Annotated in this window: 12 protein-coding genes; 7 read left to right on the top strand and 5 right to left on the bottom strand. The window is 74.4% G+C overall.

Translation table 11 applies throughout. From position 1 onward, the window contains the following. Nucleotides 1–31: 31 nt before the first annotated feature. Nucleotides 32–808, bottom strand: a complete 777-nt coding sequence (locus AB0E19_RS13520) for an ABC transporter permease (protein WP_362177990.1) — start codon at nt 806–808, stop codon at nt 32–34. After that, nucleotides 805–1,743 carry an ATP-binding cassette domain-containing protein gene (locus AB0E19_RS13515; protein ID WP_362177987.1) on the bottom strand — a complete coding sequence of 313 codons (939 nt, stop codon included), beginning with the start codon at nt 1,741–1,743 and terminating at the stop codon, nt 805–807. Before AB0E19_RS13515 ends, AB0E19_RS13520 begins: the two co-directional genes overlap by 4 nt. Before the next feature lie 60 nt (nt 1,744–1,803). On the opposite strand from AB0E19_RS13515, the gene AB0E19_RS13510 reads away from it, so the two are divergent. Further along, the gene (locus tag AB0E19_RS13510; protein ID WP_362177984.1) at nt 1,804–2,547 is read left to right on the top strand and encodes a TetR/AcrR family transcriptional regulator; all 744 of its coding nucleotides are present in this window, start codon (nt 1,804–1,806) and stop codon (nt 2,545–2,547) included. On the opposite strand, the gene AB0E19_RS13505 is transcribed toward AB0E19_RS13510, so the two are convergent. The 3 genes from AB0E19_RS13505 to hmgA all read right to left on the bottom strand — a co-directional run bounded on the left by AB0E19_RS13505 (nt 2,534) and on the right by hmgA (nt 5,968). Next, the gene (locus tag AB0E19_RS13505) at nt 2,534–3,763 is read right to left on the bottom strand and encodes a type ISP restriction/modification enzyme (protein ID WP_362177981.1); all 1,230 of its coding nucleotides are present in this window, start codon (nt 3,761–3,763) and stop codon (nt 2,534–2,536) included. The genes AB0E19_RS13510 and AB0E19_RS13505 overlap by 14 nt on opposite strands. Before the next feature lie 76 nt (nt 3,764–3,839). Beyond that, nucleotides 3,840–4,589, bottom strand: a complete 750-nt coding sequence (locus AB0E19_RS13500) for a GntR family transcriptional regulator (RefSeq protein ID WP_362177977.1) — start codon at nt 4,587–4,589, stop codon at nt 3,840–3,842. 65 nt (nt 4,590–4,654) lie between these two features. After that, a complete protein-coding gene (hmgA, locus tag AB0E19_RS13495) occupies nt 4,655–5,968 on the bottom strand; it encodes a homogentisate 1,2-dioxygenase (protein ID WP_362177974.1) in 1,314 nt (437 codons plus the stop codon). Nucleotides 5,969–6,204: 236 nt separating this feature from the next. Between hmgA and AB0E19_RS13490 the strand changes: the two genes are divergently transcribed. The 6 genes from AB0E19_RS13490 to AB0E19_RS13465 all read left to right on the top strand — a co-directional run bounded on the left by AB0E19_RS13490 (nt 6,205) and on the right by AB0E19_RS13465 (nt 14,945). Continuing rightward, complete coding sequence (locus tag AB0E19_RS13490) at nt 6,205–8,292, top strand: right-handed parallel beta-helix repeat-containing protein (protein WP_362177971.1); 2,088 nt, start codon at nt 6,205–6,207, stop codon at nt 8,290–8,292. Then, nucleotides 8,289–9,095, top strand: coding sequence for a hypothetical protein (locus AB0E19_RS13485; protein ID WP_362177968.1), 807 nt, complete (start codon nt 8,289–8,291; stop codon nt 9,093–9,095). The genes AB0E19_RS13490 and AB0E19_RS13485 overlap by 4 nt, the downstream gene beginning before the upstream one ends. Next, a complete protein-coding gene (locus AB0E19_RS13480; protein WP_362177965.1) occupies nt 9,092–10,378 on the top strand; it encodes a hypothetical protein in 1,287 nt (428 codons plus the stop codon). The genes AB0E19_RS13485 and AB0E19_RS13480 overlap by 4 nt, the downstream gene beginning before the upstream one ends. A gap of 19 nt (nt 10,379–10,397) precedes the next feature. Continuing rightward, nucleotides 10,398–11,045: a TetR/AcrR family transcriptional regulator gene (locus AB0E19_RS13475; protein ID WP_362177962.1), complete on the top strand. Its 648-nt coding sequence runs from the start codon at nt 10,398–10,400 to the stop codon at nt 11,043–11,045. A 98-nt stretch (nt 11,046–11,143) separates the two neighbouring features. Beyond that, nucleotides 11,144–13,399: a molybdopterin oxidoreductase family protein gene (locus AB0E19_RS13470; RefSeq protein WP_362177959.1), complete on the top strand. Its 2,256-nt coding sequence runs from the start codon at nt 11,144–11,146 to the stop codon at nt 13,397–13,399. Between the two features lie 118 nt (nt 13,400–13,517). After that, nucleotides 13,518–14,945, top strand: a complete 1,428-nt coding sequence (locus tag AB0E19_RS13465) for a CitMHS family transporter (protein ID WP_362177956.1) — start codon at nt 13,518–13,520, stop codon at nt 14,943–14,945. Nucleotides 14,946–15,132 lie beyond the last annotated feature (187 nt).

The raw sequence follows: 15,132 nt of genomic DNA, 5'->3' as shown, positions 1-15,132 counted from the left end.
CCGCTCGGGGGCGGTGCGGCCGGGGCCGGTCTCAGCGGCGCCCGTACCGGCGGACCGCGAGCGGGGCGAGGACCGCGATCAGGCCGAGCGACCAGAGCAGCGAGCCCGCCACCGGGTGGGCCACCGGCCAGGCGGCGCCGTCCGGCACGGGGGCGTTGCCGCAGAGCACGCGCACGGCGGTGGTGACGGCGGAGATCGGGTTCCACTCGGCGACCGTCCGCAGCCACCCCGGCATGCCGTCGGTGGGGATGTACGCGTTCGAGAGCAGCGGCAGCATGAAGGTGGCGCTGCCGAGCTGTCCGGCCGCCTCCTCGCTCTCGGAGGCGAGGCCGAGGAGGATGCCCGCCCAGGTGGCGGCGGAGCGGAGGAGCAGCAGCAGACCGAAGGCGCCGAGGGCTTCGAGGGCGGTGCCCTCGATCCGCCAGCCCATCGCGAGCCCCACCAGGACGAGCGGCACCATCCCGACGGCGCTGACCAGGAGGTCGGCGGCGGCCTGCCCGAGCGGCACGGCGGCCCGGCCCACCGGGAGGGTGCGGAGGCGGTCGGTGACGCCCCGGTGGGTGTCCTGGGCGGCCTGGAACATGCCGGTCATCAGGCCGCCGGCGGCGGTCGCGACGAGCAGGCCCGGCACGAGGAAGGAGCGGTACTCGGCGCCGGGCATGGCGAGTGCCCCGCCGAGGACGTAGCCGAAGAAGAGGAGGAAGACGATCGGCATCGTCATCGTCATGAGGGTGAGGGCGGGGGCGTGCCGGACGCGCCGCAGGTTGCGGCCGGCCAGGGCGGCGCCTTCGAGGGCCAGGGCGTTCACGCGGCGGTCTCCTTCCGTCCGGTGAGGCGCAGGAACACCTCGTCGAGGGTGGGCGGACGCAGTGAGGCGTCGACGATGTGGATCCCGGCGGCGTCGATCTCGCGGACCAGCCGGGGCAGGGTGAGGGTGGGGTCGGTGGTCACCGCGCCGACGGTGCGGCGTTCGGCGTCCAGGACCGGGGACGAGCCGGTCAGCCGGTCGAGGACCGCGGCGGCGGGCTCCAGCGGCCCGGTCCCGGCGAGGACCACCTCGGCGCGGTGGCCGACGAGCGCCTTGAGTTCGGCGGGGGTGCCGCGGTGGGCTGCCCGGCCGTCCTCGACGAGGACGATGTCGTCGGCGAGCCGGTCCGCCTCCTCCAGGTACTGGGTGGTGAGCACCACGGTCGTGCCCTGGCCGGAGAGCCCCCGGACGGCGTCCCAGACGGCCTCCCGGCTGCGCGGGTCGAGGCCGGTGGTCGGCTCGTCGAGGAAGAGGACCGACGGGCGGCCGAGGAGGCTCGCGGCGAGGTCGAGGCGCCGCCGCATGCCGCCGGAGTAGGTGCGGGCGAGCCGGTCCGCGGCGCCGGTGAGGCCGAACTCCTCCAGGAGCTCGTCGGCCCGGGCGCGCGGGAGCCGCAGCAGCCGGGCGAAGAGGCGCAGGTTCTCGGCGCCCGTGAGGTCGCCGTCGACGGAGGCGTACTGGCCGGTGACGGCGATCCGGCTCCGCACGGCGGCGGGGTCGCGGACCAGGTCGTGGCCGGCGATCCGGGCGCTGCCGGCGTCGGGCGCGAGGAGTGTGGTGAGGATCCGGACGGCGGTGGTCTTGCCGGCGCCGTTGGGGCCGAGGAGGCCGCAGACGGTGCCCTCGGGGACGGCGAGGTCGAGCCCGCGCAGCGCGTGCACCTCGCCGTACCGCTTCTCCAGACCCTCACTAAGTACAGCGTACGTAGTTGTCATGGGGGCACCGTACCTCACTACGTACGGTGTACGTAACTACGATGGAGGCGAGGTGATGAGATGGCGGGCCGAGCGGCCGAACCCGAAGTGATCTGGGCGCGCCCCGAGCGCGCCGGCCGAGGCCCCAAACCGGCCTTCAGCAGGCAGGACGTCGTCGACGCCGCGGTCCGCATCGCGGACGCCGACGGCATCGACGCGGTCTCCATGCGGCGGATCGCCGCCGAACTCGGCTGCGGCACCATGTCGCTCTACAACTACGTCCCCCGCAAGGAGGACCTGTACGAGCTCATGGTCGACGCGGCAAGCGCCGAGTACGCCTTCCCGGACCGGCCCAGCGGCGACTGGCGGGCCGACATGACCGACCTCGCCCACCAGACCCGCGCGATCATGTACCGGCACCCGTGGCTCTCCCGGATCATGACCACCGCCTACGGCTTCAGCCCCAACGCCCTGCGCTACCTGGAGTGGTGCCTCGGCTGCCTGGTCCCGCTCGACGTGCCCGCCGGACTGAAGATGCAGCTCATCGCGATGGTCAACGGCACGGTCATGGCCACCGTCCGCAACGAACAGGCCATCGCCGAACGCGCCCGCGGCCTGCCGTGGACCGAGGAGGAGGAACAGGCCGTGCGCGGCGCCTACCTCATGGGCCAGGCGGCGAGCGGACGCTACCCGCACCTCGCCGCGCTGCTCGCCGAGTCCGCCGCCCCCGCCGACCCGGAGGAGATCTTCGCCCTGACCATCGCGCGGCTCCTCGACTCCTTCGACACGGCCGACCCGGCCGGAGGGACCGTCACACCAGCATGAACTGGCCCCCCGGGCCCTCCTCCTGATGATCCAGCACCGACGCCGGCCGGCGCGCCCGGTCCGGCACCGGCAGTACCCCGGCCGCCCGCAGCGCCGCCCGGCCCGGCCCGCCGCCGCGCGCCGCGATGGGCGCCCGCTCCGCCTCCCGCGCCCCGAGCAGCGCGAGCACGGTGATCAGGTCGAGGAGCCCGGAGGTCCACTCCTGCGGCCAGGCCGCCGGGCCGATCGCCTCCAGCGACCCCGCCTCGGCCGGCGCGGTCCGGCGCGCGAACCACTGCTCCAGGACCCGCACCCCGCCGACCCGGTACTCCCACGCCGCCTCGGGGACCGGCGCGATCCGGCCCTCGCCGACGCGCAGGACCTCGCCCCCGGAGTCGTACGCGAGGGATTCCGGGCGCGGCGGAAGGGCCGCCCGCACATACGGCCGGCGCCCGCCCGGCAGCCGGGGCCGCGCCCCGCTCAGCGCGCCCCGCAGCTGGACGTCCAGCAGCTCCCGGCCGAGCGCCACGCCCGCCGCCCACGCCCCCGCGTCCGCCGGCAGCGGCACCCGGCACCCGGCCGGGGAGGGGACGGCGGCCGCGACGGCCCAGGCGAGCCACTCCACGGGCTCCACCGCCCCGTACCGCTCCCGCAGGAAGCCGAGCAGCCCGGGCGCCAGGTTCGGCTCCGCGCCGCCCGGCCGCCGGAACAGCGGCCGGATCCGGCCCGGACGGCCCGCCGGCGAACGCCCCTCGGGCAGCGCACCGCTCACCAGGAGCGCCGGCCCGGCCGCCCCCGGCACGTACCCCTGCTCCACGGCGAAGAGCTGCGGCTCGCCCGCCACCCGCCACAGCTCGGGCCGGGCGGTGTCGAGCAGCCGATGGTCGGGGAGCAGCCACTGCTCGTCGAAGGGCCCCGACAGCACCCGCACCGGCTCCGGACAGGGCCCGGACTCGCGCGCGAACCGGCCGGTCCCGGTCCGCTGCCCCGGCAGCGCCGCCACCGCCGTCCCCGTCGTCCGCGCCCGGCTCGGCCGGAAGAGCGCCTCCCGCTCCCCGCCCTCCGCCGCCACCAGCCGGTCCCACCGGCCGCGCAGCGTCCGCACGTCGGGCGCCACGACCCACGCCCGCCCGAACCGCAGCGGCGCCACCGACCACGGCATCAGCTCGTCGAGCAGGGGCGCGTCGTCGTCCGGCGGAAGGACCCGCTGAGGGAGAGCCTCTGTCACGCCCCGCATGCTAACGAGCGCGGAACGGAGGCGTCAGTGCGCCTCGCACCGTGACGGTGTCACTGCGCCTCGCACCGTCACGGTGTCACTGCGCCTCGACCGTCACGGTGAAGGAGAAGCGGTCGCCGCGGTAGCGGATGCGGGCGACGTCGACGACCCTGCCGTCCTCGGCGTAGGTGACGCCGGTGTAGTGGAGGATCGGGGAGAGCAGCGGGACCTGGAGGAGTTCCGCCGTCTCCGGGTCGGCGAGGCGGGCCTCGACCGTGTCGGTGATGCGGCTGATCCGCACCCCGACGACGTCCCGCAGCACCTTCGTCATCGGCCAGCGCTCCAGGTCCGCCGGGTCGATGGCGGCGGCGAACTCGGGCCGCACCGCGTTCTCCGCCCAGTTCGTCGGCTCGTCGCTCTCGCCGTCGGAGCGCAGCCTGCGGTAGGTCACGACCTCGGCCACGTCCGGGAAGTACTCGGCGAGCTCGCCGGGCACCGGCTCCGGGCCGTGGCCGAGGACCGTGGTCCGCTCGCCGGACTGCTGGGCCACGATCGCGTCGATCGAGCCGAGCAGCCGGCGCGGGGTGGAGCGCCGGGCGCCCGGCTCGATGAAGGTGCCGCGCCGCCGGTGCCGGCTGATCAGCCCCTCCTCCTCCAGCTCCTTCAGGGCCTGGCGCATGGTCAGCACGCTGACGCCGTAGTGCGCGGCGAGCTGCTCCTCGGTGGGCAGCCGCAGCGAGGCGTCGGGCGTGCGGCCCAGTATGGAGGCGCGCAGGGACTGCGAGACCTGGTACCACAGCGGCAGCTTGCGGTTCAGGACCAGCGAGTCGGGAGCGAAGGCGGTCACGGCGTTCTCCGTACGACGGCGCGGTGGGACGGCTGGGCGGACTCTACGCGGCCGGAAAGCGGACCCTACGGCCGGAAATGACGCTCCAGACCCTGCCACACGTCGTCGTAGCCGCGCTGCAGGTGGTCGGCGCCGGCCGCCTGCGCGGTCGCCGTCACCGGCCAGCGGGTCTCGAACATGAAGGCCAGGCCGTCGTCGATCTTCTGCGGCTTCAGCTCGGCGGCGCTCGCCCTGTCGAAGGTCTCCCGGTCGGGGCCGTGCGCGGACATCATGTTGTGCAGCGAGCCGCCGCCGGGCACGAAGCCCTCGGCCTTGGCGTCGTACGCGCCCTCGATGAGGCCCATGTACTCGCTCATCACGTTCCGGTGGAAGTACGGCGGCCGGAAGGTGTCCTCGCCGACCAGCCAGCGCGGGGCGAAGACCACGAAGTCGACGCCGGCCAGGCCGGGGGTGTCGGACGGCGAGGTGAGGACGGTGAAGATCGACGGGTCGGGGTGGTCGTAGGAGATCGTCCCGATGACGTTGAAGCGCCGCAGGTCGTAGACGTACGGGGTGTGGTTGCCGTGCCAGGCGACGACGTCCAGCGGCGAGTGACCGTACGTCGCCGTCCAGAGGTTGCCGCAGAACTTGTTGACCACCTCGACCGGGCCCTCGACGTCCTCGTAGGCGGCGACGGGGGCGCGGAAGTCCCGGGCGTTGGCCAGGCCGTTGGCGCCGATCGGGCCGAGGTCGGGGAGCTGGAAGGGGGCGCCGTAGTTCTCGCAGACGTATCCGCGCGCGGTCTCGTCGAGCAGCTCGACGCGGAAGCGGACGCCGCGCGGGACGAGCGCGACCTCGCCGGGCCGGGCGGCGAGCAGGCCCAGCTCGGTGCGGAGGAGGAGCCCGCCGCGCTCGGGGACGATCAGCAGCTCGCCGTCGGAGTCGCCGAAGACCCGCTCCATGGAGGCGTTGGCGTGGTAGAGGTGCACGGCCATGCCGGTCCGCTGGCTCGCGTCGCCGTTGCCGCCGAGGGTCCACAGGCCGGCCAGCCAGTCGGTGCCGGGTGCCGGCTCCGGCAGCGGGTTCCAGCGCAGCCGGTTGGGGTCGGCGACCGTCTCGGCGAAGGGCGCGGTGCGCACCGCGCCGTTGTCGGTCCGGGCGAACGGCGGGTGGGCCGCCGAGGGGCGGATCCGGTACAGCCACGAGCGGCGGTTGTGCGCCCGCGGCTCGGTGAACGCGCTGCCGCTGAGCTGCTCGGCGTAGAGCCCGAGCGGGGCGCGCTGCGGCGAGTTGCGGCCCTCCGGCAGGGCGCCGGGGAGCGCCTCCGAACCGTGCTCGTTGCCGAATCCGGTGCTGTAGGTGAGCGCCTCGGCCGTCTTCCTGGCCTGCTCGGTCGTCATCGCCCGCTCCTGTCCTGAAAGAAATCCTATGGATGACCGTAGGATTCCGCGCCGCTCCCGTCAACGGGGCGGGGGGAACGGCGTGCGGCCCCCGGCCGGGGAATCCCCGTGAGCCGGCCGGGGAATCCGCCGGAATCGAGTCGGGGAACCCTCCGGAACCAAGCCGGGGAGCCCTCCGGAACCCGGGCCGTGCACGGTGGGGTCAAAAAGATGAACAATGCTCTACTCTCGCGGCCATGTCGTGGACCAGAAGGCTCGTCTCCGTGCTCTCGGTCGTGCTCGCGGTGGTCGCCGCGGCCCTGTTCACCGCCCCCGTCGCCCAGGCGCACGAGGAGCGGCCCGTCACCTTCCCCGACGGCTCCGGCAGCGTGCCGAAGCTCCGCACCGGCGAGCCCGACCTCCTCGTCTGCAAGACGGACCGGGCCGACTTCGAACGCCGGATCGCCGCCTTCCCCGCCGACCTCAAGGCCCGCAACCTGGAGCTCTTCGCCCGCTGCGGCCGCTCCGGTCACCGCCACCTCCAGCAGGCCGTCGACGCCGTCGACCGGCCCGGCATGAACATCGCGATCCTGCCCGGCCTGTACGAGGAGGAGCCCTCGCTCCCCGCGCCGACCGGCGCCTGCGCCGCCCTGGACGCCCCGAAGTCCTCCTTCGGCTACCAGATCCTGTCCTACGAGCAGCAGGCCCGCTGCCCGCACAACCAGAACCTGGTCGCGATCCTCGGCAAGAAGGACCTCCAGATCGAGGGCACCGGGGCCTCCCGCCTCGACGTCGTCATCGACGCCAAGTACACCAAGCTCAACGCGATCCGCGCCGACGGGTCCGACGGCGTCTACTTCCGCAACTTCACCGCCCAGCGCACCACCTTCAACTCCCTGTACGTGCTGGCCGCCGACGGCTTCGTCATCGACGACGTCCTCACCCGCTGGAACGACGAGTACGGCTTCCTCACCTTCGCGTCCGACCACGGCCTCTACAAGGACTGCGAGTCCTACGGCAACGGCGACTCCGGCATCTACCCCGGTTCGGCCTCGAACATCAACGACGGCCGCGGCTACGACGTCCCCCGCTACTCCATCGAGATCACCGGCTGCCGCAGCCACCACAACATGGTCGGCTACTCCGGCACCGCCGGGGACTCCGTCTGGGTCCACGACAACGAGTTCGACCACAACATGGGCGGCGCCTCCATGGACTCCGCCTTCCCCGGCCACCCCGGACTCCCGCAGAACCACGCGAAGTTCGAGCGGAACCTGATCCACGACAACAACGAGGACTACTACCCGTACGTCGCCGACGGCACCTGCGCCAGGCCGCCCGCCGAGCGCGGCTACGAGAACGGCGTCGTCTGCCCCCAGATCTCCATGCCGCCCGGCTCCGGCATCATCACCGCCGGCGGCAACTGGAACCTCTACGAGGACAACTGGATCTACGGCCACGACCGCACCGCCTTCTACCTCAACGCCGTCCCCGCCTTCATCCGCGGCGAATCCGCCTGGTCCAAGCAGACCGACACCTCCCACCACAACCGCTACGCGAACAACCGCCTCGGCACCGACAAGGCCGGCAACCCCCGCCCCAACCGCACCGACGTCTGGTGGGACGGCCAGGGCCGGGAGAACTGCTGGCAGGACGACACCGGCGCCTCCAGCCCCCGCACCCTGCCCGGCTGCGGCGCCGCCCGCGGCGAGGTCTCCGGCGCCACCGCCCGGCTCGTCGGCGAACCCGTCAAGCTCGCCCAGCTCCTCGTCTGCGCCGACTACAACGTCCAGGCCCGCCGCCTCCCCGCCGGCTGCGACTGGTACGGCGCCCGCGGCCTGGAACGCGTCGAGGTCCAGCTCGCCCTCGCCGCCTCCCTCCTCCTCGCCCTCGTCGGCACCGCCCTGTGGTGGCGCCGTCTGCGCCGCCGCCGCCTCGCCGCCGCCGCCCTCGTCACCGGCCTCGCCGGACTCGCCCTCGACGTCGCCGGCTCCACCCTCACCCTCACCTCCACGTACGTCCCCGCCCTCGCCCTCCTCCTCACCGGCGCCTGGTGGACCGCCACCGGCCTCCTGCTGCGCCCCACCCGCCCCGTCTTCGCCTGGACGACGGTCGCCCTCGGCCTCCTCACCCTCCTGGACGCCTTCGACAAGGCCGTCCTGATGATCCCCGGCATCCCCCTCAGCCCCGCCTGGCTCCGCCTCCTCCTCGGCGCCGTCTGGGTCCTCTGGGCCGTCATCGCCGCCGGCACCCGCCCCGCCCCCACCGCCCCCACGCCCCCGGCCGGGGAACGGGAGGCCGGGGAACGCGAGGCCGGGGAGCCCACCGAGGAGGCCGCCGCATGACCCGCCGCCGTACCGCTCCGCTCGCGGCCGCCGGGCTCGCCGCCGTCCTGCTCCTGGCCGCCGGCTGCGGCGGGCGGCCCACCACGCACCACAAGCCCGGCACCGGCCACGAGCAGGCCACCGGTGCCACCGGCACCCTGCTCGCCGTCCGCGACGCCTCCGGCCACCGCCTGCGCGACCTGCCCGCCGCCGACGCGCCCGCCGTCCGCGCCGAGGCCCACCCGGACACCGAGGGCGGCTGGAACGTCCACCTCACCGTGGAGAGGTTCCGCTTCACCCCCGAGTCCACCGGCGGCGCCGCCCTCACCGGCCGCGGCCACGCCCGCCTCCTCGTCGACGGCCGGGAGACCGCCCGCGCCTACGGCCCCTGGCTCCACGTCCCGCCCGGCGCCCGCACCCTCACCGTCCGTCTGCACGCGGACGACCACACCGTCTGGTCCGTCTCCGGCACCCCCGTCCAGACCACCCTCACCCTCGCCACCCCCGCTCCTGCCTCCCCGTCGCCCTCCACGCGCCCGGCCACCCCTTCCCCTTCCCCCGAAGGCCGCACCCTCGACATCCGCGTCACCGGCTCGACCGTCGCGCCGGCCCCCTCCCGGGTCGAGCTGAGGAAGGGGGAGCGGATCACCCTGCGCGTCACCTCCGACCGCGCCGACACCGTGCACGTCCACGGCTACGACCGCGAGGCCGCCCTCGCGCCCGGCACGCCTGCCACCCTCACCCTGACCGCCGACCGCACCGGCCTCTTCGAGGTGGAGACGCACGAGTCCGGACTCGTGCTCACCCAACTGGTGGTCCGATGACGGGAGTCCCGGCCGCCCCGCCCCTTCCGCTCGCCCACGGCGTCGGCGCCCAGCACGACCTGCCCCTCTCTCCCTTCTACGCCTACGCCGGCGCCTTCACCGCCCTCCTCGTCTCCTTCCTCGGCCTGGCCCTCCTCTGGTCCTCCTCCCGCTTCCGGGGCGACCGCGCCGGTCGCCCCCTGCCCGCCTTCCTCCAGCGCCTCGCCGACGCCCCCGCCACCCGCACCGCCCTCCGCCTCCTCGGCGCCGCGCTCGCCCTGTTCTTCCTCGCCCACCTCCTCCTCGGCCCCGACGACCCCGACCGCAACCCCGCCCCCGGCGCCCTCTACGTCCTCCTCTGGGTCGGACTCGTCCCCGCCTCCCTCCTCCTCGGCCCCGTCTGGCGCCTCCTCAACCCGCTGCGCGCCCTCCTCTCCCTCCGGCCGCCGCGCACCCCCCGGCCCGTCCCCGCCGCCGTCGGCATCCGCCCCGCCGCCGCCGGACTCCTCCTCTTCGCCTGGCTCGAACTCGTCGCCCCCGACAACACCTCCCGTCCCGTCCTCCTCGCCGCCCTCACCGTCCACCTCGCCGTCCAGCTCCTCGGCGCCGCCCGCCACGGCGCCGACTGGTTCTCCCACGCCGACCCCTTCGAGGCCTACTCCTCCCTCCTCGCCCGCCTCTCCCCGCTCGGCCGCCGCGCCGACGGCCGGCTCGTCCTCCGCTCACCCTTCGACGGCCTCGACTCCACCCCCGAGACCCCCGGGCTCGTCGCCACCGTCTGCGTCCTCCTCGGCACCACCGCCTACGACGGGCTCTCCGACAACCCCCGCTGGATCACCACCCTCCAGACCTCCTCACTCGGCCCGACCGCCACCGCCACCCTCGGCCTCCTCTCCGCCGTCGCCCTCGCCGCCGCCTGCTACGGACTCTGCGCCGGCACCCTCCGCCTCCTGAACCGCGCCCTCACCACGCCCCTCACCTCCTTCGCCCACTCGCTGCTCCCCATCGCCCTCGGCTACCTCACCGCCCACTACTTCTCACTGCTCGCAGTCGAAGGACCACGTACCGTCATGATGGCAGCGGGCACTGACAACGCCCCCTCGCCCGCTCCACCGCTGGGCTCCGCGGGCCTCGCGGTCCTCCAGGTCACCGCGATCGTCACCGGCCACGTCCTCGGCGTCGTCGCCGCCCACGACCGGTCCGTCCGCCTCTTCCCGCCCGCCAGGGCCGTCGCCGGCCAACTCCCGCTGTTCGCGCTGATGATCGCGTACACCCTCGGCGGCATCGGGCTGCTCATCGCCTGAACAGGATCGGAGCGGCATCATGGACCCCGTGCCCCAGACCCGCCCGCACGACGCGCCCCCCGCGCTCCGCCGCACCCCCGTCCAGCAGCGCAGCGCCGAGCGGCTCGCCCGCATCCTCGACGCCTGCGCCGGACTCCTCGACGAGACCGGATACGAGCAGCTGAGCACCCGCGCCGTCGCCGTCCGCGCCGGCGTCCCGATCGGCTCCGTCTACCGCTTCTTCGGCAACAAGCGGGCCATGGTCGCCGCCCTCGCCCACCGCAACCTCGACCGGTACGCCGCGCGGATCTCCGCCCGCTTCGAGCGGACGCCCGTCCTCGACGAGCACTCCGCCATCGACGGCGTCCTCGACGAGTTCATCGCGATGAAGCGGAGCGTCCCCGGCTTCGCCCTCGTCGACTTCGGCGTGCCCGCCGCCGAGGAGGCTGGCGAAGGCGCCGCGGAGGACCCCAACGGCATGGTCGCCGAGCGGATCTGCGGCCTCCTCGCCGCCCACCTCGGCCGCACCGCCGACGAGACGCTGCGGCGCAAGGTCCTCGTCGGCGTCGAGACCGCCGACACCCTGGTCCGCCTCGCCTTCCGCGCCGACCCCGCCGGCGACCCGGCGCTCATCGGGGAGACCCGTCAGCTCCTCCACGCCTACCTCGCGCCCTCCCTCGCCGGCTGACCGCGGGCGGTGCGCGCCACGACACCCCTCCCGCGCGTCCCAACCGGTCGGTATGCTCGCCGCGAGCCGCTGCCCCGCCGCCGCCCACGGGAGACGCCATGTCCACCGCCCCACGCATCTGCCCCCTCTGCGAAGCGACCTGCGGACTCGTCCTGACCCTCGACGGCAGCCGGGTCACCGGCGCCCGCGGGGACCGGGACGACGTCTTCAGCCGGGGCTTCGTCTGCCCGAAGGGCGCCGCCTTCCCCCAGATCGACGCCGACCCCGACCGGCTGCGCACCCCGCTCGTCCGCGAGAACGGCCGACTGAGGGAAGCGAGCTGGGACGAGGCCTTCGACACGATCGCGGCGAGAATCCGCCCGCTGATCGAGGATTACGGCCCCGACACTTTGGGCATCGTCCTGGGCAACCCCAACGTCCACACGATGGCCGGAGCGCTCTACCCGCCCCTCCTCCTCCGCGCCACGGGCACGGGCAACCTCTTCACCGCCTCCACGCTCGACCAGATGCCCAAGCACGTCTCCAGCGGCCTCCTCTTCGGCGACCCCTTCGCCGTCCCCGTGCCCGACCTGGACCGCACCGACCACCTCCTGGTCATCGGCGCCAACCCGCTGGACTCCAACGGAAGTCTGTGCACCGCCCCCGACTTCCCCGGGCGGCTCGCCGCGCTCCGCCGGCGCGGTGGCACCCTCACCGTCGTCGACCCCCGGCGCACCCGCACCGCCCGCCTCGCCGACCGCCACCTCGCCCCGCGGCCCGGCACCGACGCCCTCCTCCTCGCCGCCCTCGTCCACACCCTCTTCGCCGAGGACCTCGCCGACCCCGGCCCGCTCGCCGACCGCACCGAGGGCGTCGACCAGGTCCGGGACGCCGTGCGGGAGTTCACCCCCGAGGCCGTCGCCCCCGTCTGCGAGCTCGACCCCGGCACCCTCCGCGCCGTCGCCCGGGAGCTCGCCGCCGCGCCCACCGCCGCCGTCTACGGGCGGATGGGCAGCTCCACCGTGTCCCACGGCACCCTCGCCAACTGGCTCGTCGACGTCCTCAACATCCTCACCGGCAACCTCGACCGGCCCGGCGGCGTCCTCTTCCCCCGCTCCGCCACCGCCCCGGCGCCCCGCCCCGCCGGGCCCGGCCGCGGCTTCGTCCTCGGCCGCCGCCACAGCCGCGTCTCCGGGCACCCCGAGGTCAAGGGGGAGTTCCCGCTCGCCGCGCTCGCCGAGGAGATCGACACCCCGGGGGAGGGCCGCATCCGGGCCCTGATCACCATCGCCGCCAACCCCGTCCTCTCCGCCCCCGACGGCCTCCGGCTCGACGCCGCCCTCGACGGCCTCGACCTGATGGTCTGCGTCGACCCCTACCTCAACGAGACGACCCGCCACGCCGACGTCCTGCTGCCCCCGCCGCCGCCCTCCCAGAGCGCCCACTTCGACTTCGCCTTCAACGGGTTCGCCGTCCGCGACCAGGCCCGCTACACCCCGGCCGCCGTGCCCTTGGAGGCCGGCCGGATGGACGAGTGCGAGATCCACGCCCGGCTGATCCTCGCCGTGTCCGATCGGGGTCTCCCCCGGTCGAGCGAAGCCGAGAGCTCGGGGAGGCACGGGGCGCCGCCGTCCGCCGTCGACGACCTCGCCGTCGACGCCATCCTCGCCAAGGCCGTCACCCAGCCGCACTCGCCCGCGTACGGCGCCGATCCCAAGGAGTTCGCCGCCGGGCTCACCGGGACGGGCGGAGCCGAGCGGCGCCTGGACCTGATGCTGCGCCTCGGCCCGTACGGGCTCACCCTCGACGAGCTGAAGGCCCACCCGCACGGCATCGACCTCGGCCCGCTCAAGCCCCGCCTGGGCGAGGTCCTGAGGACCCGCACCGGCCGGATCGAGCTGCTCCCCGACCCGATCGCAGCCGACCTGCCCCGGCTGCGGGCTGCCCTCACCGCCGTACCGGAGCGGGGGAGCCTCCTGCTGGTGGGCCGCCGCCACCTGCGGTCCAACAACAGCTGGCTCCACAACACCCCCGCCCTCAACGGCGGTTCCAACCGCTGCACCCTCCAGGTGCACCCGGAGGACGCCGAGCGGCTGGGGCTCGCCGACGGAGGCCCCGCCAGGATCACGGGCGCGGGCGGCGAGCTGACGGCGGAGGTCGAGGTCACCGACGCGGTACGGGCCGGGGTCGTCAGCCTGCCGCACGGCTGGGGCCACGACCGCCCGGGCACCCGTATGGCCGTGGCCGCCGCCCGGCCCGGGGTCAACGTCAACCAGCTGCTCGACGGCACCCTCCTCGACCCGCTCTCCGGCACCGCCGTCCTCAACGGCTTCCCCGTCGAGGTGGCCCCACTCGCACCGGCACCCCTGCTTTGACCTGGGGTTTTGCTCGTATTGCTCACGAGCCGACCCCTTGTTGAGGCCGGAAGGGGGCACCTACGGTCATCCGGACCGCCGCTCGGCGGCTGTTCAACGGTGAACGTGAGGTGCCTCCATGCTGACCGTCCTCGGCTTCGCCATGATCGCGACCTTCCTGGTCCTGATCATGACGAAGAAGATGTCGCCGATCGCGGCGCTCGTCCTGATCCCCGCCCTGTTCTGCGTCGCCGTCGGGCAGGGCGCGCAGCTCGGCGACTACGTCATCGACGGCGTGGGCAAGCTGGCCCCCACCGCGGCCATGCTCATGTTCGCGATCGTCTACTTCGGCGTGATGATCGACGTCGGCCTCTTCGACCCGATCGTCCGGGCCATCCTGCGCTTCTGCAAGGCCGACCCGGTCCGCGTGGTCGTCGGCACGGCGGTGCTCGCCGCGATCGTCTCGCTCGACGGCGACGGCTCCACTACCTTCATGATCACCGTTTCGGCGATGTACCCGCTCTACAAGCGGCTCGGCATGAGCCTCGTCGTCCTCACCGGCGTGGCGGCCACGGCCAACGGCGTGATGAACACCCTGCCCTGGGGCGGTCCCACCGCCCGCGCCGCGACCGCGCTCAAGCTCGACGCCGGCGACATCTTCGTGCCGATGATCCCGGCCCTGGCGGTCGGTCTGCTCTTCGTGATCGCCCTCGCGTACGTCCTCGGCCGCCGGGAGCGGAAGCGGATCGGCTACCTCACCCTCGACGAGGCGCTCGCCCCCGGGACCGACACGGAGACCGTCCTCGTGGGCGCCGGTGCCGACGCGGCCGAGGCCAAGGGCGAGGGGCACGCGGCCCGGCGCGCGGGCGGCGGCACCGGCGCGTCCGGCGACGCCCCCGCCGAGGAGGGCGCCGAGCCCGCGGGCTTCCAGGGCCTCGACCCGAACCGCGCCACCCTCCGCCCCCGGCTGTACTGGTTCAACGCGGCGCTCACCGTCGGTCTGCTCACCGCGATGATCCTCGAAGTGCTGCCGATCCCGGTGCTCTTCCTCATCGGCGCCGCCCTCGCGCTCACCGTGAACTTCCCGCGCCCCGCCGACCAGAAGGCGCGGCTCGCCGCCCACGCGGACAACGTCCTCAACGTCTCCGGCATGGTCTTCGCCGCCGCCGTCTTCACCGGCGTCCTGACCGGCACCGGCATGGTCAAGCACATGGCCGACTGGCTGGTCGGCGCCATCCCGGACGCGATGGGCCCGCACATGGCGCTGGTCACCGGGGTGCTGAGCCTGCCGCTCACCTACTTCATGTCGAACGACGGCTTCTACTTCGGGGTCCTGCCCGTCCTCGCCGAGGCCGGCGCCGCCCACGGCGTCTCCCCGCTGGAGATCGCCCGCGCCTCGCTCGTCGGCCAGGCGCTGCACATGTCGAGCCCGCTCGTCCCGGCGGTGTACGTGCTGGTCGGCATGGCGAAGGTGGAGTTCGGCGACCACACCCGCTTCACCGTGAAGTGGGCCGCCCTCACCTCGCTGGTCGTCCTCGGGGCGGCGGTCCTCTTCGGCCTCGTCTGACGGGCCGGGCTCGTCCGACGGGCCGGGCTCGGCTGACCGGCCGGGCTCGTCCGACGGGCCGGGCTCGTCCGGCGAACCACCCTGGGCCGGAAGGGGGAGAAGGGGCAGGGCCCGCGCATGTCGCGACCGTGCGTGTCCATGACGTGACGGATAGTCGGATTATCGGCTGAAATGCCCGACGACATCC

The sequence above is a fragment of the Streptomyces sp. NPDC047974 genome, assembly GCF_040653375.1.
In the GTDB taxonomy this organism is placed as follows: Bacteria; Actinomycetota; Actinomycetes; order Streptomycetales; family Streptomycetaceae; genus Streptomyces.
This window is presented reverse-complemented; position numbering and strand designations above follow the sequence as displayed.

Bases quoted from the DNA above. Each gene is read 5' to 3' on its own strand.
- AB0E19_RS13515 (WP_362177987.1), bottom strand. From the start codon at position 1,743: ATGACAACTACGTACGCTGTACTTAGTGAGGGTCTGGAGAAGCGGTAC.
- AB0E19_RS13510 (WP_362177984.1), top strand. From the start codon at position 1,804: ATGGCGGGCCGAGCGGCCGAACCCGAAGTGATCTGGGCGCGCCCCGAG.
- AB0E19_RS13505 (WP_362177981.1), bottom strand. From the start codon at position 3,763: ATGCGGGGCGTGACAGAGGCTCTCCCTCAGCGGGTCCTTCCGCCGGAC.
- hmgA (WP_362177974.1), bottom strand. From the start codon at position 5,968: ATGACGACCGAGCAGGCCAGGAAGACGGCCGAGGCGCTCACCTACAGC.
- AB0E19_RS13490 (WP_362177971.1), top strand. From the start codon at position 6,205: ATGTCGTGGACCAGAAGGCTCGTCTCCGTGCTCTCGGTCGTGCTCGCG.
- AB0E19_RS13485 (WP_362177968.1), top strand. From the start codon at position 8,289: ATGACCCGCCGCCGTACCGCTCCGCTCGCGGCCGCCGGGCTCGCCGCC.
- AB0E19_RS13480 (WP_362177965.1), top strand. From the start codon at position 9,092: ATGACGGGAGTCCCGGCCGCCCCGCCCCTTCCGCTCGCCCACGGCGTC.
- AB0E19_RS13475 (WP_362177962.1), top strand. From the start codon at position 10,398: ATGGACCCCGTGCCCCAGACCCGCCCGCACGACGCGCCCCCCGCGCTC.
- AB0E19_RS13470 (WP_362177959.1), top strand. From the start codon at position 11,144: ATGTCCACCGCCCCACGCATCTGCCCCCTCTGCGAAGCGACCTGCGGA.
- AB0E19_RS13465 (WP_362177956.1), top strand. From the start codon at position 13,518: ATGCTGACCGTCCTCGGCTTCGCCATGATCGCGACCTTCCTGGTCCTG.